A 23,094-nucleotide genomic window follows, 5' to 3' on the forward strand; every position below is an offset into this window, starting at 1 on the left:
AAAAAAAAATGATAACGCCATTACGCTGGCAAAACCCGTTGTTCGCGGCGATGAGAAAATTACTCAGGTAACGATCACGGATGAGATCAAACAGGCTGGCTCACTGCGTGGGCTGAAGCTGGTCAACGTGATGAATATGGATGTGGATTCGGTGGCGGTACTGCTGACCCGCGTCACGTCACCACGCCTCAAGCAGACCGAAATCAACGAAATGGATACCCGCGATTTTGTCAGCCTGTCTGAAGCGCTTGTCCCTTTTTTGACGCCTGCGGGGTCTGGAGCGTCGAACGAGGCGGAGACGGAGAATCAGTAACACTCCTGCGGTTTGACCTGATCGACGATCTGGTTGCAGATATCGCCGTTGTTTTTAACTGGCCGCCCTCTGAAGTCTTCACGATGGAGCTGGGCGAAGTCATAGCCTGGCGTGAGCGGGCGGCTGTCCGAAGTGGAGCCAGTGACAGTGAAAAGCCTTAATATCCGCGTCGCATTCAGTGCGATCGATAAGCTTACCCGTCCGGTCAATGCCGCCCGCCAGAGTGCGGGCGGTTTGTCTGAATCCCTCAAAAAAACGCAGTCCAGCATTAAAGATCTGGACAGCCAGTCCCGCACGTTCAACCGTCTGCGTGACAGCGTGCAAAAGACCTCCCGTAAAATTGATGATGCCAGCCGGGCCTATGAAGGGCTGAACAAAGCACAGCGGGAAGGCACGCAGCTCACCGACAAGCAACGGGAACATATGGCCGCGCTGGCTGCAAAGCTGGAACGTCTTAACTCTGCACGCACTCAGGAAATGGTCAAGCTACGCGCTGCCTCCCAGGCTCTGCGCAGCCATGGTGTTTCACTTGTGGGCAGTGACAGGACGATTCAAAGTGCGATACGGCGCACTGAACAGTACAACCTGATGCTTGAACGTGAACGGCGACAACTGGCCGCTGTCACGCAGGCACGGGCGCGCTATGACCGAATGCAGCAAACAGCTGGCAAGTTGCGCGGAGGGGGTACGATGGCGCTGGCTGGCGCTACCGCTGGCGGCTATGTTGCCGGTCGTTTTTTATCTCCTGCCGTAAATTTTGACCGGGAAATGTCCCGCGTGCAGGCGCTGACCCGCATAGATAAAAAGTCTGCCGACTTCTCTGCACTACGTGACCAGGCCAAAAAGCTGGGTGCTGAAACGCAGTTCACCACAACTGACGCAGCAAGCGGGCAGGCGTTTCTCGCTATGGCCGGTTTCACGCCGCAGGCTATTCAGGCAGCATTGCCCGGCGTACTCAATATGGCGCTGGCCGGTGGTATGGATTTAGGTGAAAGCGCCGATATTAGCTCAAACATCCTGTCTCAGTTCCGCCTCGATCCCAAAGAAATGGATCGCGTCAGCGACGTATTAACTGGCGCGTTCACCCGTACCAACACCGATCTGCAAAATATCGGTGAGGCAATGAAGTACGCCGGGACAGGTCTTTCCAATCTTGGCGTCAGTGTTGAACAGACAACAGCCATGATCGGCGTAATGGCGAACGTAGGCCTGCGCGGGAGTATCGCCGGTACAGGTTTGCAGGCCACATTTTCACGCCTTGCCGCGCCAACCGGCAGGGCAAAAACCGCGCTTAAAGAATTGGGCGTAGAAGTCGCTGACGCAACGGGGAAAATGCGCCCTGCTGAAGTGGTTCTAACCGATCTCTATAAAAAGATCAGCAAGTACGGGGATACCGATAAGCTCTCATTCTTCAAGGATATTGCCGGTGAAGAAGCGTCAAAGTCATTCCAGGCTCTGGTTATGTCGGCAGGGAGCGGCGAACTTCAGAAGCTGCTGGGTGAACTGAAAAACGCCAAAGGTGAGGCACAGAAAGCCGCCAAAATAATGGCGGATAACCTTGATGGCGATCTCAAAAATCTGGACAGCGCCTGGGAAGGCTTCCGCATTCAGATTAACGATCTCGTCAACAATCAGCTTCGCGGCCTGACTCATGGACTGAGTGACGTTGTGGGGAATATGACGCAGTGGGCGAAAGAGAATCCGAAGCTCGCCCAATCCCTGCTGGTTGTCGGCGGTAGCGTTCTGGTACTGACCGCCGCCATTGGCGGCACATCGCTGGCGATCGGCCTGCTGATGGGGCCGCTGGCTAAACTCCAGTTAGGTTTTACCCTGCTGACAGGGGGCAGAGGCATAACCGGAACGATTGCCGCGCTGCGAACACTCGGCACGGCTTCCGGCCCGGCAATGGCAAGCGTGCGCGGATGGGTGCCAGTTCTCGGCTCGTTAGCAGGGAAAATGCGGGGAATTTCAACCATCATACCCGCTATGCGTGGCGTACTTATGGGGGTATTTCTTGCACCTGGTGCCGCGCTGGGAGCACTGACTAAAAACCTCGGAATGCTCGCCCTTCGCCTTACAGGTTTACCGGCCCTATGGAGCATGATCACTGCTGCGGTATCTGTGCTGGGTACAGCGCTGTCACTGCTGTTTAGTCCGATTGGCCTGATAGTGGCGGCATTTGTTGCGGCCGGCGTGCTTATCTGGCGGTATTGGGAGCCTCTTAAGGCGTTTTTTGCTGGCGTATTCATCGGCATCATGGAAAGACTCGCACCATTACGCGAGACCTTCGCGCAGTTCAGCCCCATCTTTGATGCAATGAGCAACGGTATCAGCCAGGTCTTTAACTGGTTCAAATCTCTGCTTTCCCCGATGGAGTCCAGCAAGGAAACGCTGGACAAATGCGCCAGCGCCGGTGAGGTGTTCGGCAACGTTCTGGGCGGTGCGCTCCAGCTTGTCCTGGCACCCGCTAAAATGCTGCTGGATACATTAGCCTGGATCCTGGAAAAGCTCGGCGTTCTGCCTGATGAGGCCGAAAAAGCCAGGAAGAAGATCGAAGACGCGCAGCGCATGGCCGTTCTTCAGGACAAAGTGGCCCTTCTTCAGGGGGATCTCGCTAAAATCGTACCCAAAAAAGTTGAGGTAAAAACCCCGGCACCCGGATCACCACAACCCACATCACCGCTGACCGGCGATAACGGCACGATGCGCCGGTTGCAGAATATCGACAGCAACACCAAAGCAACAGCCGATAACACGAAGAAGATCGGCCCCGGCGATATCGTGTTTAAAAACCTGCCGCGCGCGCTGGCCGTTCGTGGGGAATGGAAGGAGTCGCAGCTTGCCAGCACCACTACGGCAGGCCGGTTGAGTGCACGCCCCGCAGTAGTGGCAGCATCGCTTCCCGTCAGGCAAGCGGAACTTCCGCCAGTCAGCCGCAGCGCCAGCAATATACCGGTTGCCACTGGCGGTTTTACGGGAGAAATCCATGTTCACCTGCACGGCGTTGACCGGCAGGACGCGCGCGAAATTGGCCGGATTGCCGCTGACGCGGTAAACGCTGAACTGGCCCGCCGTGAACGGCTCAGCCGTGGCACCTTCAAAGACAGAGATTAAGGGAGGACAACATTATGATGATGGTATACGGGATGTTCGTTTTTGAACTGAAGACGCTGCCTTACCAGCAGCTTCGACACTCACTGAACTGGCGGCATGTGAAGAATGACCGCATCAACCGATCGGCAAAGTGGCAGTACATCGGTGCAGGAGAAACGCAGATCAACCTGGACGGGGTGCTTTACCCTGAAATTACGGGTGGAGATGTGTCTCTCACCGTTCTTGCTACGCAGGCATACACCGGGCGTCCCTGGCCTTTAATCAGTGGTGCGGGGCAGATTTACGGGATGTATGTGCTGACCGGGCTACAGGCCACACATACAGAGTTTGACCGTTACGGGAAGGCAAAAAAAATAGAGTTTTCGATCAGCTTCCAGCGCTGTGATGAAGACCTGCGCGAGCGCCTGCAAGCCTCGTCCGTTGGTGATTTGCTTTCAGGGCTGAAGGATAAAGCCACGTCCGCCTACAACTCTGCCAGTAGTACGCTGTCTGGCCTGTTCTGACGGCATCCACATAAAACTAAAGCGGGCATTTGCCCGCTTCATCTTCCTGAACACACCGCCATAACTGACAGTGCTGCAGCACCGTTAAAAATGACTGTACTCGATACGTATGGCCAGCACGGTTAAAACTGGCGGTGCGTGCCGGAATGCAGACTTACTTTGGCTTATCCGGCCAGGTGATATCCGGCGCAGCTGACACGTCAATACGGCTCAGCAACACGCGGTACTTTTTCCATTCAGTCAGGCGGGCAGTTTCTTCTTCCGTCGCCATAACGGTATCAACCGCATCCTGCAGCGGCGCGATAACCCGGTTTGCCCCATCCATTTCGGCTGCCAGCCTGCTGCTGGCAATCAGCGCCGCATTTTCAGCATCTGTTACCGGGGCAGTAAAGACGCCGTCACTGTAGCGATAATTTATATCGGGCTGTTCGGGCAGCGCGGTGATATCCACCCATACCAGCGACGGGTGGTAAAGTTTTTCAGGCTTCACATTCAGTGAGACTATTTCAGCAACGCGCTGATCTTCAATACGGGCATACGTTTTCATCAGCTGAATTCCTCAATAAAAATAACGCCGTCCGAACCGTAGTTGCCAATAAAGGGATCGGTTCGGGTATTACCGCCACCTCCAGCCCCAAAGGTTTTTCCTTTACCGGATAAATTATCGTCCCCGCTTCGCTTGCCGCCACCCCAGTAACTTACACCGCCATCACCAGAACCGCCCCGATAAGGGTTTGCGCTCGTCGAGATAAGGCCTGGCGCATCGCTGCCGTCACCGCCCTGAATATTCAAATCTCCACCGATAGCTGTTCCGCCCGCGCCGCCCGCATCACCCGACGAAGTATTCACGCCGTTGCCCGCCGTCAGCAGGCCATTGAATGTGCTGCTCGTTGCGGACAGGGTTTCATCGCTGCCACGACCTACCACGCCGGGGTAAGTTTTAGTTTCGTCCACATTCAGCCAGGCTATAACCGTGCCGCCCGCGCCGCCGCCTGCGCCACGGCTTGTTAAGCCGCTGCCCCATCCGAGATAGCCGTAGCCTCTGCCCCCGCCGCCTGTCAGGATAATTTTGATACGTTTCGTCCCGGGCGTAGGTTTGTAGTTGATCGCCCCCGGGGTGGTGAAAATCTGCTGACCAATAAAACGCCCGGAAAACTTTTCTGTTAAACCAAGGTTTTTGAGAACGTCAACAATCAGACCAGCGTCATTAATTTCAGACAAGGCATTTTCGATTTGAAGGTACTGGCTGTGCGGATTACCAGCATCGGTATGCTTTTTCATTACGCTGTCTGCGTATGCCTTCACCTCAATCACGGCATCATCAACATATTTACGCGTCGCCAGCACCACTGACGGATCGATTCTCAGCGTTACCGCTTCGGTACTGCTCACAATCAGGATCACGCGAATGACCTGTACGCGACCGCTACCTTCCTGCAACTGCGGTTTATAAGTCTCTGCACAGTTGGCAACCGCAATCATATCGCCGTCTTTATCAAACAATCCGATCTCACGGATCCACCATCCGCCCACATCTTCCGGTATCACCTGTTCAGCAATAATCTGGTTGGTGTTTACCGGGTCGATGGTCAGCATGTTGAGCTGAGCACGGTGTACCTCATGCGTCAGTGCGATCTGCGCCGGGTTCGGTGTCGGCAGCACACCGTTACCATCACCCACAGCCATATGGGTGATTTCTACCTTTGCACCCAATGCCGTGGCATTAGCCAGTTTTGCCGCCCCGATATTGGTTAACAGGGCATAATATTTAGTCGCCACTTGCGATCTCCACGGTATCAAATAAATGGACTGCCGCGCCGGTGTAGTCACTTCCGCCCACGGACAGGGTTTCAGGAAAATAGGGATAAACGGTCAACGTATCGCCGATATAACATCCCACCCCGGCTTCGATATATCCCTGGGACTGAAGCGAAAGAGACAGGCCAGTAAGATGGCGGCTTCTCGGCTTCGCATCGTCAATAAGGCGCTCAAGCTCAAGATAGGTTTCCTCCGTAATACCCTGTTCCTGAATACCGATTTCAAGCTTAAAGGTTCCCGGCTCTTCGTCGCTCTGCCACCATTCGATCACGCGCAGCAGAAAGCCGAACGGTTCAACGACACACTTCAAAGCGGAAATAGTGCCCTTCTGACGGTGAACCAGCCAGGAGGCTTTGATTACCTGCCGTTTGGTCTGTTCCGACCAGTTCTTATCCCAGCGGTCAACTGACGACGCCCAGGCAAGATAAGGCAGAAGATCAGCCGGGCATTCGTCCGGGTTCCACAGCTTGCGCAGGTCAACAGGAATATCGGTAAGCCGTTCCGTCACCTTCTCAGTACTTCGCATGAAACCGCTGGCCGAAGGCGGCAGCATGTTGTTATTCATCGGTGCCCCCGGTCTCTATCGTGAAGGACTCACACCGCGCCGCCTGCGTATCGGCGATCACAATATCGCTGGCAGGCTCCAGCAGCTCCACCCTCTGCACGCCCTGAACATGCAGCGCCGCCATAATGGCTGAGCGGGCAACGTCACGGCCAATCTTGCCCTGCTGATTAAGCCAGCACTGAAGCGCGTCCTGCGCGGCGGTATGGATGGGTTCAGACTCCGGGCCAGGGTAGAAATACAGCAGCGCATTGATCTGATAATTCACGATCTCCGCTGCCTGAACGGTCAGACGATCGGCAACGGGGCGTTTGTCGTCAGCAGACAGCGCCTTATCCACCGTCGCCAGCAGTTGCGCACTGGCGGTACCGTCGCCTTCAGTGGACAAAACCGAAACCACCACCACGGCAGGCGACGGACTTATTGCTTTGGCGTCCGCCACTTTGCCGCTGGCACTTTTGGCAAAATATTCATATGCGCCAGTTGGCCCCGCCACGCTAAGCCCTTCAAATGCAGCCTGCGCGCGCAAACGCAGTGCGGTATCGCTTTCCGTTACCGCGTCAGTGGTTGCCGTCTCCGGGGTGATGATCAGACGTTCGGTGTTCAGGTTGCCCGCGAGATTATCAAGATCGGACGATACGGCATGGCTCAACATGCACGCTGCCGCGCCGTCATTAATACGCTGCCTGAGCATCATTTCACGGTAGGCAACCACCTGGGCGATCACATTCAGCGGTTCGGATTCCAGTTCCAGCGCGGCGGCAACAGATGCCTGCTGCTCCTGCGGAAATGCCACCAGCATCACGGCTTTGACCTCGCTAAGAATGACTTCAAAGTCCAGGACTTCGATAATTTGCGGTTGCGGTAGCTGCGATAAATCAACGGTTGCCATTGCTGCCACTCCTGAGCGTCAGCGCAGTGCCTGCCGTCTGCATGGTTTCGGTGATAATGCCGACCAGTTCAGCGGTGACAGCGCCATCCTTTGAATAACTGATATTGATGCCGTTCAGGGCAACACGCGGTTCCCACATCGTCAGGGCGATCACTGCTGCACTCATACATTGCAGGCGCGCCACTTCGTTCTGTGGTTCATCCAGCAGATCGGGGATCATGCTGCCGTAATCCCGTCTCATCACCCGGCTTGCCAGCGGCGTGGTCAGTATGTCGCGTACTGAATTCCACAGCTGATCGGTATCGGTAAGCTGGCCCGTGCCGTCCGGATTCATGCCGGTATAACGAACAGTCATAGCGGTGCCCCTGTAGTGCCGCCGCTGTCGCCAGGGTGTTTATGCGTGTGCAGCACCTTGCCGTTAGACGAAAGCGATCCGCCAGAATGAGTTACATCACCCTTCATCGTGCCGCCTTCCGTCAGTTCAAACGTCCTCACTTTCAGATGATCGGTGCATTCAACCACCGGCGTTTCAAGCTTGACGCTGGCAGAGGCTTTGATATGTGCGGTCTTCATGCCCTGCGCTTCCAGCGCGCTGGCTTCTGCGTCATAGCGGAAAGAGGCACCGTCTGGCGCTGTCAGCACAATCTCTTTCAGGCTGCTGCCTGGCGCAGGGTGATCGTTGCTGTAGATACTGCCGATAATGACCGCCGTTTCAGGATTGCCGCCAATACAGCCCAGCCAGACCTGTTCACCCACTGAAGGCGGTACCCAGATACTGAATGCCCCGGCGCGCGTGGTGTTCCAGCGCAGCCAGTCGGTCTGAAGTTCGCCGCTTTGCACACGCACGCGCCAGCTCTCTTCATCAACGGCGATAACGACGCCGACACGAAGGATATTTTCCAGAAGGCGGATCAGTTCAGCGCTCATCGTGCGGCACTCCCCAGGCTGTTAACCACCTGTTCCGTAATCATCTGCTCATCGCCAGCGGTAAAGCCCAGCAGCTCACGCACCGGATATTTAGCAAATGCACCCGACCCGACCTGATCGCGCTGGCCGTACTGGTGCACACGCGCAATGCGTGCCGCCACGCCGTCATAACCCACGGATGTGCCGCCTGCATCAGCGCGCATTTTGAGAAAGCGATAGCTGCGTAACCGCTGAAACATCGGCGTCTTTTTCGTGGCGTTTCGGCGCACTGCACGCGTGTTTATTTCGATATAGCGCTCAATATCACTGCGGTAAAACGTGCGGATATCATTGCGATCTTCGTCAAAGCCGGTAAGGGTACGCCCGTACTTGCCCCGGCCACCGTGCCAGTTTTTGAGGCGACGGATCTCACCCTGCCAGACAAATACAATACCCTGCTGAGAACGCAGCACCCGGCGACGGCGGGCAGGATATGGCGAACCTTTCGGGTTTTGCTGCGCTTTGATGCGCTGTTGCTGGCTCTTTCGCAGTGCCTGACCAATCGCGCAGGCCGTGCGAACACGTCCGGCCTGCGAGGTGCCCGCCAGTATGTCGCTGAAGACCTGATCCAGCTCACGGAAGAGATCGTTACTCATGCGCGTCAGCCTCCCACGTCACAGCGTCAAAGATGCCCCGCCAGTCATCCCCGTCAGAAACGATGCGGGGTTTAGGTTCTGGCAAATGCTCAGCACGGGGGATCCCGTTTTCATCCAGAGTGACCCTGACGCGTTCACGTATTGGCATTTCAAAAAGAATATCGGCGGTATCGTCGTTATTGATAAGGGTTGTAAATTTAATGTCCCGGTTCTTCTCCGGGTTCAGCAGCAGATCGGGCTGGTTGTGCCAGAGCCATGCCATTAACGGCAACGTGAAATCATCAATATCACCGGCAAAGTTCATCACAAACAACACCAGGGTATAGCGATACATAAACGAAGGCGTCTCGCCGGTCGTCTCGATGTTCCCTTCTTCCACAAAAACGGTGAAGGCTTCAGGATTGGCCCTGCACCATTTGTTAGCGCGGGTCAGGGTCTCGCGTAGTGAATCAGCTTTCAGCATGGTGATACCTTCTTAGCGCCCAAAACGTTCAATCGCGCCCGCAATGATCAGCAGATAAATAAGCGTCCAGTAGGGGTGAGCGCTCAGGTAGTCGGATAAGGTCATTGTGAGGCCCTCGCGTGGTCAGTCAGTCTTTTCAGGCGGCGCAGATCGAGATCGGCTATCGCCGCCTTATCGGCATTGCAGGTATCCAGCGCATCGCGCAGGCGATCACTCCAGATAGCTATCGCGCCCCACGTTACCGGAGCGGTCAGTTCCGGCGCTGGCGTTGCTGCCGTCAGGCTTTCCGGTACCGGTTCGTGCACGATTTTCATTTGTGGCTGCGGCGGTACGGTGTTGCAGGCTGTTACTGACAGAAGCAGGCACAACAGTATTGGCACACGTATCGTCTTTGATAGCATCGCGCATGTTTTCACGTCGCATTTCTCCCTGGGTATTTCTTTGCTGTTCGGTTGCCCGCAACTGTGCAAGGACTTCGCGGGCGTCAGCAGTCAGTGCCCGCAGCTCTCCCAGCACCTCACCATTACTCTTCACCTCGCGGGAAAACACTTCATTGCGAACGGAGTCTTTACCGCGTTGATGCGTCTGCCAGAGCAGGCCACCAGATGCCAGCGCCAGCAGCACGCATAAAATGGCTGTGATCTTCATTTCTCTGCTTCCATGTCACGCAGGCACCATGCCTTAAAATCTGTTCTCCGGTTAACTAGCCCCTGGCTGCGCTTACCGCCACTGTTTACAAAGTCCGTCAGCCGGTTACACATCGCTTTCCACTCATGTGCCTGCGCCTTCTTCCAGATGGTCGTGCGCTGTATTCGCTTCTGGTTGTCCGTGTACCACATCAGGCCAGTGCACCCCACGTTAAGACCGGCGTCCGCCATTGCCTCAAAGGCAGACTGGGGCATATACCCGCCTTCGAAATTCTGGTTAATGCAGTTTTCGGCGTGCCGCATATCGTTAATCCAGCGACCGGCGGTCTCGCTGTCGCTGTACTCCCGCCTCTCAACACGCCCCGTCGAACCAATTCCGACCGTCAGCACGCCAGCCGTGCAGTAATACGGTGTGTTCCGGCAGTCTTCCCAGCCAGCAATCTTTTGCTGGCCTTCAGCCGTTGTGCGTAACGCGCCCGGACTCAGCGTGATACCCAGCGCAACAATGGCTGCAATGGAGCACTTTTTAATAAGCTGTTTCATCTTCCGGCTCATTCTGTTGCAGAAGGTCAAGCGCCCGGCGCTCTGACTCACTCATTTGCCTGTGCGATGCCTGCTCCAGAATCTGATTAATCAGCTCGTTGCGGCGTTTTTGCCCCCGCTCGATGCGGGCGCGATAGAGCCATCCACGGGCACCAAAAACCATCCCGACGAGAAGACCTGCCAGCGCAATCTTTTCGCTCAGTGTCATTACGCCGATACTCGTGACCATTGCTGACATAGTGAATGTCAGCCAGTCATTCAGGCGTTGAAAAAAACTTAACCCCATAGCTGCACCATCTCTTGTATCGCTTTATGCGCGATTTCCGGCAGCTCAATCTCCTGACCGGCATCAAGAAAAACCTGCTGGCTCAGTCCTGGATTGGCAGATAACACTTTTTCGGTAACGCCCTGCGTGGTGCCGTAGTGACGCCAGCAAAGCAAATCCACGGTATCCCCCTGCAATGCCTTCACTTTCATCAGCAAAGCTCTGCATAGAGTCGTGGTGTGTCGCGAATATCGGCGATACTCCAGCGGGCATCCCGCCAGAGATCATCCCTTTGCAGGTCAAGCGCGGCGGCGTCTTTGTCGCCTTTCGCCGTAGTGTCAACGTCGCGATAACCTTCAAGTACCAGCGCCCTGGCAATCGAATAAACCGCACGATGGAAGCGGTACACCTTCATGTTTTCACCGTTGATCATCAGCTTTTCCGTCTCACCTGACGGCAGAACCGAGGGCACATCTTCCAGTGAGTTAAAACCTGCTTTTACTTGGCCGGTGCGCCAGTCCAGCAACTGAGCGGTAACATGGGCTACCGCTTCAGTGGTGACGTGCATCAACCTGGACGTGGTGATACCGCCAGTGATACGCGCGGCCAAACGAAGATCGGCAAGCTTAATCACCGGCCAAAAGTCCCCGGCGCTGACGGTGGCATCACCATCATTAACATCAGGCGTATCACTGTCGGCAGGTAACACGCGCTTGTTTGCCACAAGGCTGCTCATGCACATATCTCCCATAAATCAGGCGGTGGGCGGGTGGTTAAAAGACCGTATACGGGCAGATATCCACCCGCGCCGCCTGTCGGACGGGGCCGAAGTCGTTAATTCTTTTTCTGGCTGGCAGGTTTGCGCTTTGTCGCTTTACCTGTTGCCGCCCTGGTCGTGGTTTTACGCGCCGTCGCTTTACCTGCTGCGCTGGCGGTGGTGGCCTGTTCAGAAACAGGCTCGGCAGTACCGCCAGTTTTGTCGGTGCTGGCCGCGTCGCCTTCACCCGTACCGCCATCCGCAGAAAGCTTCTTAACTTCACGGGCCAGCGTGGCAATCTCTTTTTTCACCCCGGCATTAGGGTTGCGCGTAAGCGCCTCACGGAACAGCGCCAGCGCTTCGGCTTTGGTCGTGATATCAGTTGCACCACGTCGGGAGAGCGCACGGGCCTTGCACAACTTGGCGCGCACCACATCCGGCATATCACTGTCCGCGACAATCTCCGCCACTTCGTCAAGCACGGAGATACTGGACGATAAATCAGCGTCAGCATCAGCGGCCGCGAGCGTTAACAGTGGTTTGCTCATTTCTTCGGTGAGGAATGTTGCTGCCGTGCGGTTGAAGTTATCCGGCAACGTCAGTCCGTGGCGTACCACATAGCGCCCCAGCCTCATCACAAGCGCATAATCACGACAGTCAATCGCCCAGACCATCAGCCTGGTAATGACTTCATCCTGCCGCCCGCTGTCGCCGTCGAGCGTGCCTTCAATCCATCCCTCGTATTCAGGCAGCATGGATTTTTTCATTTCGGCTTTAGTTTCTTCGGACTGCACGCCGCTGAGGCGGGACAAGTCCATACGCAGGCGATGCAGAATTTGCTCATGCGCGGTGCGCTGGATATCGGATTCTTCATCCGCCTGGCCCCGGCGTTCTGCCATGACCTTCTGAAAATGTCGTTGTGCCGGTGTTAACATCGTCACTTCTCCCCGTCATGACGGGGCAATGCCCCGCCGCTTCTGTCACTCGCCTGCCGGTTCGGCCTGGGCGAACTGAATGCCGTCAATGAACGCAACATTGCCGTAGTCTTCAATGACGAAGTCATCGTTTGAAGACTGATACGTTGCGATGCGGTTGTATTCCGGCTCTTCTTTGATCGTCCGACGCAGACCGCCACGCTGGTAGTACACCGACAGGTTTTTGAACGGCGTGATCAGCACGCCTTTCACCGGGAAGTAAGGCGCGATAAAGGTCGGCATGTTGCCTACGCGCTCCTGCGCGACAATCAACTGACCGGCCAGCATTTCGGTATTTGGGTTGGTCTGGCTTAATGCGTTGATGGCCGAGAAATTGCTGCTCGTCAGCAGGTCACCCGCCAGGATCACCACGTTATCCGGGTTACGCTTGTGCCATTCATCCATCAGGCTGTTTTTGGCGTCGTACAACGCAGCGCCAATGTTGCCGTAGGTGCCTTTTGCTACAACCTTGTTATCTTCATCGCGCGAAGTGATCGTCACATTGGAAATGACGCGGTGCGGCGCTTCCTGGCGGATTTTTTCAAGCCAGCCAATACCACAGTCCTGCAATAGCGGGTTAGCGGCACGGTCAGATGGGTCGCTGTACTTAACGCCGTTAAAGCCAATCATGATGCGGTCAAGCGACATCTGGCGGGCCATTGCCTTGCTGATCAGCGGCTGGAACTCCGGCATGTGCGCCCACGCATCAAGCTGTTCATAGCTGATGCCGTAGTCATAGTTGACCTTGCGGCACATGTAGTCGAACGGCTCCATGGAATGATTTGAGCCTGGGTTGCGGCGACTGGTGACGCTGTTGTTTACGCCAGCCATCGGGCCTTTGCTGCCGATCAGGACTTTCTGACCGATCTGCTGGTTGACGCCAAACACGTTAATTTTGCTCAGGAAAGAATCATCCTGCTGTGCGGCCTGCTCAAGTCGCTGCTGACGTGTCGGATCTACGGCAAATTTTGCAGCAACAGCTGCGGTTGATACGCCGTTGAGCTGTGCCTGCCGGGCGATGTACTGATCAAATAGCTGGCGGGTATTGTTATCCATGTTCTCTGCTCTCTTTGTGAATATCAGTAATCAGCCAGTTGCGCGTTAGCGCCACCGCTCGCGGGTTCCCGCTGGCTGAAATTGGCGTCTGTGCTTCCCAGCTTGCTGGTCAGCGCGGCAAGGTCGGAGGTCAGCTTCTGGATTGCCTGGCTGTCCTGCTCACGGGCGCGACTCAGGTCGTTAAAGCTGTCCAGCAGATCGGCATGGGACTGAGCGACGTTCTCCACGGCGTCACGCACCTGGTTGAACTGTTCACCGTCAGATTTACGGCCTTTGCCGATGATCCCCATGACGCGCCCGAACCACTGATTACCTTCATCGCTGCGCTGCTCTGCCAGTTCGATAATTTCTGCCTCAATGGCATCGGTGAACAGCGGGGCTTCACCCTGCTGATTGTTGAATGACATAACCTGCTGACGCTGCTGCGCGGCAAACTTCAGGCGCTCAGTGCCGAGGCTTGCCGGGGAATCGGTCATCGCTAGTCCCATCACATAAGCCTTGCCGTTAAGAGCAAACTGCGGGTGCAGCTCAATGCTGGAGTAAATTTTCTTACCTTCTTCCGTCAGCTTCTTCATACGTTCAGAAGGTTCGATCTCGGCGTAAAGAGCTGTGCGACCGGCGAGCGGGCCTTCGCTGATATCTTCAGCACTCAGTGCTGTCACATCACCCATTGCGCCGAAATCACTACCGGGGAACGGCGAAAGATAGTGCTCCACGTTGACGCGTGCGCCGTACACGTCCGGACTGTAGTTTGCTGCTGCATCACGAAGGTGCTCAGGGCGAATTTCACGCCCGTCAACGGTGGCACCAGAGACGGCAACGCGGAATTTCTTACGGGCTGGTTTAGCTGCGCTAGCCATGTCGATAATCCTGTTGAGTGGTTTCTGTACGGCCATGATGGCAGAGCGTAACTTGCTGTCTCAACGAGGTTTTGTTGTCAGAGGAAGGCCAGACAATAAAGGGGGCGATAGCGGGATCGCGCGCGGGGTAATCTTCACTCCATAAACGGTGGAGGGCAGATGATACAGGACGCTTTTGTACGTCAGAGGGCAAAACAACTTTACTGGCAGGGCTACCCGCCAGCGGAGATCGCACGCCTTATGGGAATCAATCAGAACACAATTTACGCCTGGAAGAAACGCGATGAATGGGATGAAACGCCCCCCGTCCAGCGCGTCAGCCAGTCTATGGATGCCCGCCTCATCCAGCTTACGGACAAGAAAGACAAAACCGGGGGAGACTTCAAGGAAATTGACCTGCTGACCCGGCAACTGAAAAAGCTGTCTGACGGACAACCGGCAGGGGCTGGCGCGGGTATAAAACCGCGCAAGCGCAAGCTGAAAAACCACTTCACCGAAGAACAGATCGTCGCGCTGCGGGAGAAAATACTTGATTCCCTTTCGTGGCATCAACGCGGCTGGTATGAGCAACGTCACCTCCGAAACCGCATGATACTGAAGTCCCGCCAGATTGGTGCAACCTGGTACTTTGCACGCGAGGCGTTGCTGGATGCGCTGCGTGATGATGTGAAATACCCGTACCAGCGCAACCAGATATTTCTGTCTGCATCTCGCCGTCAGGCTCACCAGTTCAGAGGGTTCATTCAGAAGGTGGCGGAAGAAGTGGATATTGAACTGAAGGGCGGCGACAAAATCGTACTCAGTAACGGCGCAGAGCTGCATTTCCTCGGCACATCCGCTGCAACGGCGCAGTCATATACGGGCAACCTGAGGTTTGACGAATTCTTCTGGGTCAGCAACTTCACCAACCTGCGAAAGGTTGCGGGGGCGATGGCGACGCTAAAAGGGCTGACGCGTACTTATTTTTCCACGCCGTCAGGTGAGACCCACGAGGCTTATCCGTTCTGGACGGGTGATCGCTGGAATGAGAAACGCCCGAAGGCACAGCGCAAAGCGTTTGATGTGGGCTGGAAAACGCTGAACAGCGGGCTGTTATGCCCGGATAAAACCTGGCGTCAGATTGTCACGCTAAAAGACGTTATCGAACACGGCTGGGAGTACACCGACCTTGAAGAGATACGGGACGAAAACAGTGAGGATGAATTCCGCAACCTTTACATGTGCGAGTTCGTTCGCGATGGCGAGTCAGCCTTCAACCTTAACGCCCTGATTGGCTGCGGCGCAGATGGCTACGACGAATGGCCGGACTGGAAACCTTTCGCGTCCAGGCCGATGGGTAATCGCCCGGTATGGATAGGTTATGACGCCAACGGCAGCAGCGGCAACGGTGACAGCGGCGCGATTTGCGTTGTGGTGCCGCCACTGGTACCAGGGGGTAAATTCCGCACGGTGGAAACGGAACAGGTGCGCGGCCTTGAGTTTGAAGAGCAGGCGAAAGTTATCGAAAACTTCACCTTCAAATACAACGTGCAGCATATCGGCATCGACGTGACGGGCGGTAACGGTGAGGCCGTTTACCAGATAGTGAAGAAGTTTTTCCCGATGGCGATGCCCTACACCATGTCAATGACGTCAAAGCGCGCCCTGGTGCTGAAAATGCTCCAGTTGATCCGCGCCGGCCGCTGGGAATATGACCGCAGTGAGCGCGCCCTGATCAACGCCTTTAACTCTGTTCGCAAGGTAAAGACGCCAGGCGGATTCATCACCTATGACACTGACCGCTCGCGCGGCGTCAGCCACGGGGATTTAGCCTGGGCGAATATGCTCGCCATTATTAACGAACCGCTGGGCCAGGAGAGTGGCAGCGGCGGGTTTGCTATGGAGTTCTGATGAAGAAGCGCACCTACAAAAACAAACACACTGCCAGCAGTGGCAGGGCCGGACAGCCAGATATCTCTGACGCGCTCAGAAGCGATCCGGCGCTCAGCGCCTTCACGTTTGACGGGCCATATTCGGTAACAGACGGCTATGATCTGCTGGATAGCATGTGCTGCGTCGATAACGGCCGGTACTACGAGACGCCAATAGACTGTAAAGGGTTAACCCGTGCGTTCGCACAATCCCCGCTGCATCAGTCGGCGCTTTACTTCAAACGCAATGTGCTGACCGGATGCTATATTCCTCACCCCTTACTATCACGTCAGGCCTTCTCTGCGTTTGCGCTGGACTGGTTTGTCTTCGGAAATGCCTATCTTGAACGTCGCTCTAATCTCCTGGGCGCTCCGCTCAGACTCCAGCATGTTCCGGCTCTGAACACGCGACGCGGGAGCGACCTTGATACCTACTGGTTTATCCGACAGTGGAAAGATGAATACGAGTTCAAGGCGGGTCAGGTCTGCCACATCATGAACCCGGACATTCATCAGGAAATCTACGGTATGCCGGAATATATGGGTGCGCTGCTGTCCGCCAGCCTGTCACATTCCGCCGATAAGTTCCGCAAACTCTATTACGACAACGGCTCCCATGCCGGATGTATTCTCTATGTCGGTTCGGAGAAGGTGGATCAGGAAAGCATAAAGGTGGTGCAAAAAACGCTATCACAGGCCAGAGGGAAAGGCTCCTTCAAAAACGTGCTGATCCACGCGCCGGGTGGCGGCAAAGACGGCGTGCAACTGTTGCCGTTCAGCCAGATATCGGCAAAGGATGAGTTTCTTAACATCAAATCAGCAACGCGCAACGATTTGCGCGACGCTCACCGCATCCCGCCGCAGCTTATGGGCGCAATGCCGGAAGGCAACGGCTCACTCGGTGATGTTGAGAAGGCCGCGCGCGTCTTCGCCATCAACGAAATGTTACCCGTGATGGAAGCCATGAAGGGCGTCAATGACTGGCTCGGTCAGGAAGTGATCCGCTTTAACCCCTACGCTCTACTCAAAGACGAGTAACCCGATCCACCCGCTGCACATCCTGCGGCGGTTCTCCTTCAGTAATTTTCAATCCCCGCATGACCGGCCACCACCTGATCAGCACTCAGTACGATCTTTAACCCTTCTCACTCAGAGCACATGAGCGCCATTCTGGCAGGCGCTATTTGCAATCGCCCCCCGAACACATCCAGAAGCGAGAAAACGCGCGGAGAAGGCGGAAAAGGCCGAAGAATGGTAATTAAAGGCATCCTCTCCCGACCCTCCGTCGCGTGGGCTGTTCCCCCGTCACCTGCGCGCGACATTCGCTTCGTTTTTTGTGCATTTGCCGATCCGGGGCCAGCCCTCGCCGCCAAAGGGCGGAAAGGGCATAAACAGCATCAAAAAAATTGTGCAAATTTGTGCACTATTGTGCAACAGAGAAAGAAGACCAGGAAGAAAGAAAAGCCGCCTTCAAAGGCAGCTTTTCAGATTAGTAAGGGATTGATAGATAGTCGTCGCAAAACTCAAAAAGAAGATTGGAACTCTTCTGCTCTGCGCTCAATTTCTGCCATATAGGATGTACGGGCTAACTCATGCGCATTGGGTGTCATAATGCTGATTAGCTGATACTTATCTGGATATAAGAAATGGCGGGAGTAAACAAGATAACTGTTTGATTTACGTGAGGCGGCAGGTAGTTTTGCAGGCCACGACTTTTCATCAGGTAAACGAATATGGATCTTAAAAACAAAAGAATCACGAAGACGCCCGCTATCTTCCCACTGCCCTTCGTTGCCAAAGACTGAGGGTAAAGATCCGCCGTTCTTCCATGACTGCAAAGCATGTGCATATTTACGAGCAACTGCGGGGAGTTCTATATCGTTGTGGACAGAGACTTTAATCATGGCCCTGCCTTAATGGAACGTTGGATCTTCAAGGCCCAGCTTTTTATGTTCACTGCGGATAAGTGCATGAACCTGATCGGCGGTAACACCCAGATCAGCATCTGAAGTTTTCTTCGGCACATGCGTGCTTTCAATGAAGGATAAAATATCTTCAATCGTATAGCGAAGCGTCGCAGCGGAACGAGCAAAAGCGACAATCTCTTTTCTCAGTTCCGCGTTACTTTCAGGTACGCTTTTCAGCGCAACCCTTGCAGCCTCGACAAAACTTGCACAGACCGCAATATGACGGAAAAGGCTTTCAAACCCTTCCTGAGTCTCTTTTTTGTGATTTTTCAGAATAATAGGGATCTGCTTTTCTTCCCATTCGATGCGAAGGTTTGCCCTGTGTGTCTTCATCCTGTCAGCCAGGTTAAGCATATAACTGGTGGCCTCATCAATAGGAAGGTATGCCACAGAATCCTTTACGTCCTGGAGGGATAGCGTCGAAGTACTATGCCGGGAGATTGATACGTCATGATGCACAATGCTACTGGCAGGAACAGGGGCAAGTGCCACCGCCAGCGCTGCGGCCATAGATGATATTTTATTTTTTTTACTGCTCATAATTGCCTTTCCTGCAAATAATCGTGAACCACTGCCGGAATGATAGCGCAAAAAATCACCCGCTGAAACGGATTATCCTTGCGGCGGAACTAGTCCGCGTCAACCTCATTGAGCGCCACCATAATCGCCAGACGCTCAGCAGGCGGCAAAGCCGCATATTTCGCGCGCCAGCGCTCAACTTTGCGCTTTATACGATGCCGATCATTGTAGTCTTTCCCGGCAAACGCGTGGGAATACGCGCGCCCTTCCGGGTAGTTCATCCAGATTTTTTCTGTTCGCACGCCGCCGCGCGTCATGGCCTGAAATTCTTTACTGCGCCAGCCCGCTAACGTTTCGTCATAGAGCCGCGACGGATAGCCAGACAAAATCACGCTGACGTTTTCTGGCAGGCTTATGAGGCAGGCTAACAGGCGTTCATGATCGACTACGGTATATTCATGACGGTAGCGGGCGCGACTGGTGCGCGTTTCTGGCAGATAGGGAGGATCGGAATAAACAAGCACTCGGCCATGTTGAGTAAAGTCTTCTCTTTCCAGAAATCCTACAGCATCACCGTGATATAGATGCAACCGAGGCGGAGTTTCCCCCATCTCTGACCAGCGATCCCGCGTTAATTTAAAAGCATTTTCATCGACATCAATTCCTATCGTCCTGGCTGCAAGTGGTTTGTGAAACATTACTGCACCACTACCCAGGTGCGTTTCAATGTAGGTATCATGCGGAGGCATTTCAGCAATAATCTTCTGATAAACCCCGCTTGCCGCTTTACTTCCCAGATAGCTCATTCTCTTTCGTCCTCAGTTAACACAGTCATTCCTAACCACCTGCAGCACTGTTAAAAATGACGGTTCTCGATGTTTGGCCAACACAGTCGGAAATGACGGTATTTGACGGAATCCGGTACCACACCGTCAAAGCTGACCGTTCCGGCCAGCGCCCTACTTCCGCCCCGAAAACGCAGCCTTCATCCTGTTCACGAGGTCACTTGTCTTTTTCTTCGCCGCCATCACCTGCGACGGCAGCTTATCCAGCCCGGACGCGGCGCGGTTGCGCGATACCAGCCGCCCATCCTGCACAGTCATAACAAGATCACCGCACGCCACTGACGCACCGGCCATTATCGATCTGACCATTCCAGTGCTTGCGTCAATCCCACGCAGCGCCAGCAATTCACTGATCTGCTGCTCTTTCACGGATAGCCCGGCCCCGTTTTCCCGTTCCGGTGGCCGCTTTTTACGCTTACTTCGCACATCGTCACTAAGCCGCTGCGCCAGTTCTCGCTTTTCCTGCCGTGAAAGCGCATCAAAATTCACCGTCACACCCTCAGCTGGCACAGTCATTTCCGACAGTCCTGCATCTTCGCTGGCGGCATGTTTAACACCGTCAGCACCTGTCGCGGGATCCCGCGTACAGTTATTGACAGAACTCCAAGGGGCGGCGCTGCCGCCTGAAAAACCAACGTCAACGACCACGCCGTCAACGCTCTGGTGCTTTGGCACAATTATGTATTGAGTGGTGCGGGTGAATATCAACGATTCGCTGCCCGTCATCGGGCAGTAAATACCGGTAATTCTCTGGACGTCATCGCCGTAGGCATTGCCGTTTTCGGTGGTTTCATAGTTCAGACGGATACGCACATTATCGCGCTCAACCAACGGGCCTCCCTGGGCTAACACGTAGTTATCCCATTCTCCTGCATCAGCAGCCTGCCGTGCGGTTTCCAGTTCAGGGTGTAACACCAGTTCACGATCGCCCAGGCGGCGAAGTTCGCGGTATACCGTGACCGGCGCACCGCCGATCTGCTGAAACTGACGAATAGACCAGCGCGACGCCCACGCGCTAACACGGAGTGACATTTCTTTCAGGTCTTCCCCGGTTTCGTCGTCCTTCTCGCCATCCAGCGCGAAGCCGTCGATATTCTTGGAAATGTATTTCGCTATATATCCGGTAGCGCTGCCGTGGGCTTCATCGATTGGCACAACCTGAAAGCGATTTTCCTGCGCTCCCGGTTCGTGGCCGTCTTCTTTCAGGGCATAGGTACGGAAGATTTCGCGCGCCTGCTCGACGCATTCCGGGCGCATAAAAAGAAGTAAATGCCAGTGTGGCGTTGCATCGTGGTGCGGTTCGACCACGCGGAAACCAAAGACGCGGATCCCTTTTCTCTTCCACGCTGCACGGGTTCTCGCCCAGACCTTGCAAAGATATTGCTGCGTTTCGCGCGGCGACGCGCCACAGTATTTATTATTGCGGCACCCGTTATGCTGCATGGAGTGGTAATGGGAAGGCGCTGTCAGTGTGTAAAAGTCACCGGCCAGCCCTTCCAACTTCGCCAGATCCTCAAATCCGCGCATTCTCGTCATGAGTTCGCGGCGACGGTTGGCCGGATTGGCGACACTACCGGCGACTTTATCGATAAGTGAAATGCGCTCGCCCGTGTCCTGGTCTTCCAGCTCCATAGCCTTAAGGTATTCACGGTTAGCCTTTTTCTGGGCCAACCATTCCGTAAGGCACGGGGTGCTACTGTATGGGGAGGATTTTTTCTGGACGTATCCCGCTGCAATCATCAAATGCTCACGCCAACGGGCATGGATACGGCGCAGGCGGTTTAACCACCACTGTGGTGATTCAAGACGAAGAACCGCGCGTAACGCGTCCTCCGCTTCCAGTTCTTCATTGCAATACGCTGTCCAACTGGGGATCGGCATTTTCAAATGCACCGCCAGCGACGCAATACGGCCATAGCCAGAAAGCGCCGCGAACTCAGGATCGCCAGTGCGCGCAAGCTGGTGATCGGACTCGCGTATAAACTCGCTCGTAAAGATATCGGAAAGCGTATAAGCCAGTCTTTTTAACTCTTTCTTCCCTGCCCAGAGCATACGGAAAAGCTGATCGCGGATTGTCAGAAGGATGCCAGGCATCACGCTATCAGGCTGGTAAACGCTATTCACGCTATCAATACGCGTTAATACATGGCGCTCAAAGGTGTTAATCAGCCAGTGATCTGCCGCTTTGCGGTCTTTCGCGTCCAGCGCGTCCAGCTTCGCGGCAAAGTGGCGGCGGATATACTGCGGAAGAGAAGCGATGCGGCGGCGCAACAGCTTGCTTCGCTCCGGCTTTTCGTTCTCTTCGTACAGATTGGCGATATCAATATGCTTGCGGGTGCCGTCCGGCGTCAGGTAATCGAAACCACGGTAAGAAGGAGACAGATCATGGCCAATTGCCTGGCCTGGCTTATTCCATGCGTAAGCATACCGGGTAGTATCAACAGGGCTACCCGGAAAAGGTGGGGGCGAAGAAGGAGCGCAACGGCCACGGGTTACCGTGGTCATTGCACACTGTCCAGATATGAGGCTATGAACGCTTCGGCGACCGGCGCAACGATGGCATTACCGTAGGCGCGCAACTGGCCCACGCGTCCGGCAAGCCCATTAACCAGCGGCTTAAGTCCGGGTTTAACTGGCCTCCACTTTCCATCATGGCAAAAGAGCCAGTCAGCATGTCGCCAGAAACCGTTAGTCGCATTGGAGAGGCCAGCCGTGCCGCACCGCCCAGAGTTGTTCCCCTCGATGGATGGTTTGCCGCGGCCCCCATCCCCGCAACCTGATTGTTGTCTAGGGTTGTTGGAGTGGGCCAACCCGCTAATTGTGCTGTCACATCCAACCGATCCGTTGATAGTTTTCCGTTGCGCATCCTCCCGCCCACATATCCGCCCTTCCCGTCCGTTGCTGTCGGAGTTTTCCAGCCCGCCAGACAGGCAAAGTCCTGTAGGTTCGATTGCCGCCCCGCCAGCATTCTCGCTATGACCTTCTGGGGATCCTGATAAGCGTTTTTGACATTGCTCGCGTTCGGCGTCGGCCACCCAGAAGAGGCGTTGCCGGATGTGCGGCGCACCGAAGCCCGCAGCGCAGAGATCGAAGCCTGCGAAGGCATACCCCGATCTTTCCAAGTGATCGCGTACATCGTCGAGCCAGCCGAGGCCGTCTTTGCTCGCAACCTGTTCGCCAAAGATAACGTCAGGGCGGCACTCCGATATAAGACGAAACCATGTGGGGAAGAGATGGCGCTCATCGTCTTTTCCCTGCCGCTTTCCGCAGGCGCTGAAAGGCTGGCAGGGGCATGAACCTGTCCAGACGGGGCGATCATCGGGCCATCCGGCACGGCGCAGAGCGTAAGACCAGACACCAATCCCGGCAAAGAAGTGGCATTGCGTGAATCCTTTAAGGTCATTTGCGGTTACTTCCTCAATAGAACGGGTATCAACAACGCCCGGCGCGATGTGCCCGGCGTCAATCAAATTACGCAGCCATTGGGCCGCAAAGGGATCGATCTCGTTGTAGTAAGCCGTCAC

General features: G+C 55.1%; 28 protein-coding genes. 6 read left to right on the top strand and 22 right to left on the bottom strand.

The window, feature by feature from the left end:
* Positions 1-19: 19 nt before the first annotated feature.
* Genes SYMBAF_RS10655 through SYMBAF_RS10670 form a run of 4 tightly spaced genes read left to right on the top strand, consistent with a single transcriptional unit; the run spans position 20 to position 3,930 of the window.
* Positions 20-313: a phage tail assembly protein gene (locus SYMBAF_RS10655; RefSeq protein WP_185899935.1), complete on the top strand. Its 294-nt coding sequence runs from the start codon at positions 20-22 to the stop codon at positions 311-313.
* Positions 314-318: 5 nt separating this feature from the next.
* Positions 319-474, top strand: coding sequence for a GpE family phage tail protein (locus tag SYMBAF_RS10660; protein ID WP_032424037.1), 156 nt, complete (start codon positions 319-321; stop codon positions 472-474).
* Complete coding sequence (locus SYMBAF_RS10665; RefSeq protein WP_040264633.1) at positions 461-3,427, top strand: phage tail tape measure protein; 2,967 nt, start codon at positions 461-463, stop codon at positions 3,425-3,427. The genes SYMBAF_RS10660 and SYMBAF_RS10665 overlap by 14 nt, the downstream gene beginning before the upstream one ends.
* 14 nt (positions 3,428-3,441) lie before the next feature.
* Positions 3,442-3,930 (top strand): phage tail protein, encoded by a 489-nt coding sequence (locus SYMBAF_RS10670; RefSeq protein WP_040264586.1) that lies wholly within the window; start codon positions 3,442-3,444, stop codon positions 3,928-3,930.
* 154 nt (positions 3,931-4,084) lie between these two features.
* On the opposite strand, the gene SYMBAF_RS10675 is transcribed toward SYMBAF_RS10670, so the two are convergent.
* From SYMBAF_RS10675 to SYMBAF_RS10755, 17 genes are all read right to left on the bottom strand, one after another.
* Positions 4,085-4,477, bottom strand: a complete 393-nt coding sequence (locus SYMBAF_RS10675; protein ID WP_040264585.1) for a tail fiber assembly protein — start codon at positions 4,475-4,477, stop codon at positions 4,085-4,087.
* Complete coding sequence (locus SYMBAF_RS10680) at positions 4,477-5,709, bottom strand: phage tail protein (protein ID WP_040264584.1); 1,233 nt, start codon at positions 5,707-5,709, stop codon at positions 4,477-4,479. The genes SYMBAF_RS10675 and SYMBAF_RS10680 overlap by 1 nt, the downstream gene beginning before the upstream one ends.
* Entirely contained in the window at positions 5,699-6,313 is a 615-nt protein-coding gene (locus SYMBAF_RS10685) for a phage tail protein I (RefSeq protein ID WP_185899898.1), read from the bottom strand. The genes SYMBAF_RS10680 and SYMBAF_RS10685 overlap by 11 nt, the downstream gene beginning before the upstream one ends.
* Positions 6,306-7,202, bottom strand: coding sequence for a baseplate assembly protein (locus SYMBAF_RS10690; protein WP_040264582.1), 897 nt, complete (start codon positions 7,200-7,202; stop codon positions 6,306-6,308). The genes SYMBAF_RS10685 and SYMBAF_RS10690 overlap by 8 nt, the downstream gene beginning before the upstream one ends.
* Positions 7,189-7,557 carry a GPW/gp25 family protein gene (locus SYMBAF_RS10695; protein ID WP_040264581.1) on the bottom strand — a complete coding sequence of 123 codons (369 nt, stop codon included), beginning with the start codon at positions 7,555-7,557 and terminating at the stop codon, positions 7,189-7,191. The genes SYMBAF_RS10690 and SYMBAF_RS10695 overlap by 14 nt, the downstream gene beginning before the upstream one ends.
* Positions 7,554-8,129: a phage baseplate assembly protein V gene (locus tag SYMBAF_RS10700; RefSeq protein ID WP_040264580.1), complete on the bottom strand. Its 576-nt coding sequence runs from the start codon at positions 8,127-8,129 to the stop codon at positions 7,554-7,556. The genes SYMBAF_RS10695 and SYMBAF_RS10700 overlap by 4 nt, the downstream gene beginning before the upstream one ends.
* Positions 8,126-8,764, bottom strand: a complete 639-nt coding sequence (locus tag SYMBAF_RS10705) for a phage virion morphogenesis protein (RefSeq protein WP_040264579.1) — start codon at positions 8,762-8,764, stop codon at positions 8,126-8,128. The genes SYMBAF_RS10700 and SYMBAF_RS10705 overlap by 4 nt, the downstream gene beginning before the upstream one ends.
* Positions 8,757-9,227 carry a phage tail protein gene (locus SYMBAF_RS10710; protein WP_185899899.1) on the bottom strand — a complete coding sequence of 157 codons (471 nt, stop codon included), beginning with the start codon at positions 9,225-9,227 and terminating at the stop codon, positions 8,757-8,759. Before SYMBAF_RS10710 ends, SYMBAF_RS10705 begins: the two co-directional genes overlap by 8 nt.
* Before the next feature lie 101 nt (positions 9,228-9,328).
* The gene (gene lysC, locus SYMBAF_RS10715) at positions 9,329-9,541 is read right to left on the bottom strand and encodes an Rz1-like lysis system protein LysC (protein WP_185899900.1); all 213 of its coding nucleotides are present in this window, start codon (positions 9,539-9,541) and stop codon (positions 9,329-9,331) included.
* The gene (locus SYMBAF_RS10720; RefSeq protein ID WP_185899901.1) at positions 9,438-9,875 is read right to left on the bottom strand and encodes a DUF2570 domain-containing protein; all 438 of its coding nucleotides are present in this window, start codon (positions 9,873-9,875) and stop codon (positions 9,438-9,440) included. Before SYMBAF_RS10720 ends, lysC begins: the two co-directional genes overlap by 104 nt.
* A complete protein-coding gene (locus SYMBAF_RS10725) occupies positions 9,872-10,417 on the bottom strand; it encodes a lysozyme (protein WP_185899902.1) in 546 nt (181 codons plus the stop codon). The genes SYMBAF_RS10720 and SYMBAF_RS10725 overlap by 4 nt, the downstream gene beginning before the upstream one ends.
* Entirely contained in the window at positions 10,401-10,703 is a 303-nt protein-coding gene (locus tag SYMBAF_RS10730; protein ID WP_040264575.1) for a hypothetical protein, read from the bottom strand. Before SYMBAF_RS10730 ends, SYMBAF_RS10725 begins: the two co-directional genes overlap by 17 nt.
* Complete coding sequence (locus SYMBAF_RS10735) at positions 10,694-10,894, bottom strand: tail protein X (RefSeq protein WP_160744429.1); 201 nt, start codon at positions 10,892-10,894, stop codon at positions 10,694-10,696. Before SYMBAF_RS10735 ends, SYMBAF_RS10730 begins: the two co-directional genes overlap by 10 nt.
* Positions 10,894-11,418: a head completion/stabilization protein gene (locus SYMBAF_RS10740; RefSeq protein ID WP_160744430.1), complete on the bottom strand. Its 525-nt coding sequence runs from the start codon at positions 11,416-11,418 to the stop codon at positions 10,894-10,896. The genes SYMBAF_RS10735 and SYMBAF_RS10740 overlap by 1 nt, the downstream gene beginning before the upstream one ends.
* 98 nt (positions 11,419-11,516) lie before the next feature.
* Entirely contained in the window at positions 11,517-12,374 is an 858-nt protein-coding gene (gpM, locus tag SYMBAF_RS10745) for a phage terminase small subunit (protein ID WP_185899903.1), read from the bottom strand.
* Between the two features lie 45 nt (positions 12,375-12,419).
* On the bottom strand, positions 12,420-13,469 hold the full coding sequence (locus SYMBAF_RS10750; RefSeq protein WP_040264571.1) for a phage major capsid protein, P2 family: 1,050 nt from the start codon (positions 13,467-13,469) through the stop codon (positions 12,420-12,422).
* Positions 13,470-13,492: 23 nt separating this feature from the next.
* Positions 13,493-14,329, bottom strand: coding sequence for a GPO family capsid scaffolding protein (locus tag SYMBAF_RS10755; RefSeq protein WP_040264570.1), 837 nt, complete (start codon positions 14,327-14,329; stop codon positions 13,493-13,495).
* Between the two features lie 159 nt (positions 14,330-14,488).
* Here SYMBAF_RS10755 and SYMBAF_RS10760 point away from each other — a divergent pair, with 159 nt between their 5' ends.
* Complete coding sequence (locus tag SYMBAF_RS10760; protein WP_185899904.1) at positions 14,489-16,219, top strand: terminase large subunit domain-containing protein; 1,731 nt, start codon at positions 14,489-14,491, stop codon at positions 16,217-16,219.
* On the top strand, positions 16,219-17,277 hold the full coding sequence (locus SYMBAF_RS10765; RefSeq protein WP_040266476.1) for a phage portal protein: 1,059 nt from the start codon (positions 16,219-16,221) through the stop codon (positions 17,275-17,277). Before SYMBAF_RS10760 ends, SYMBAF_RS10765 begins: the two co-directional genes overlap by 1 nt.
* 485 nt (positions 17,278-17,762) lie before the next feature.
* On the opposite strand, the gene SYMBAF_RS10770 is transcribed toward SYMBAF_RS10765, so the two are convergent.
* The 5 genes from SYMBAF_RS10770 to SYMBAF_RS10790 all read right to left on the bottom strand — a co-directional run bounded on the left by SYMBAF_RS10770 (position 17,763) and on the right by SYMBAF_RS10790 (position 23,094).
* Positions 17,763-18,143 carry a type II toxin-antitoxin system YafO family toxin gene (locus SYMBAF_RS10770; protein WP_082027024.1) on the bottom strand — a complete coding sequence of 127 codons (381 nt, stop codon included), beginning with the start codon at positions 18,141-18,143 and terminating at the stop codon, positions 17,763-17,765.
* Between the two features lie 9 nt (positions 18,144-18,152).
* Positions 18,153-18,746, bottom strand: coding sequence for a hypothetical protein (locus tag SYMBAF_RS10775; RefSeq protein ID WP_040266478.1), 594 nt, complete (start codon positions 18,744-18,746; stop codon positions 18,153-18,155).
* Between the two features lie 89 nt (positions 18,747-18,835).
* On the bottom strand, positions 18,836-19,531 hold the full coding sequence (locus tag SYMBAF_RS10780) for a DNA adenine methylase (protein ID WP_040266480.1): 696 nt from the start codon (positions 19,529-19,531) through the stop codon (positions 18,836-18,838).
* 153 nt (positions 19,532-19,684) lie between these two features.
* On the bottom strand, positions 19,685-22,075 hold the full coding sequence (locus SYMBAF_RS10785; RefSeq protein ID WP_040266482.1) for a replication endonuclease: 2,391 nt from the start codon (positions 22,073-22,075) through the stop codon (positions 19,685-19,687).
* Positions 22,072-23,094 (bottom strand): DNA cytosine methyltransferase, encoded by a 1,023-nt coding sequence (locus SYMBAF_RS10790; protein ID WP_173424353.1) that lies wholly within the window; start codon positions 23,092-23,094, stop codon positions 22,072-22,074. Before SYMBAF_RS10790 ends, SYMBAF_RS10785 begins: the two co-directional genes overlap by 4 nt.

It is taken from the genome of Serratia symbiotica, from assembly GCF_000821185.2.
GTDB classification, from domain to species: domain Bacteria; phylum Pseudomonadota; class Gammaproteobacteria; order Enterobacterales; family Enterobacteriaceae; genus Serratia; species Serratia symbiotica.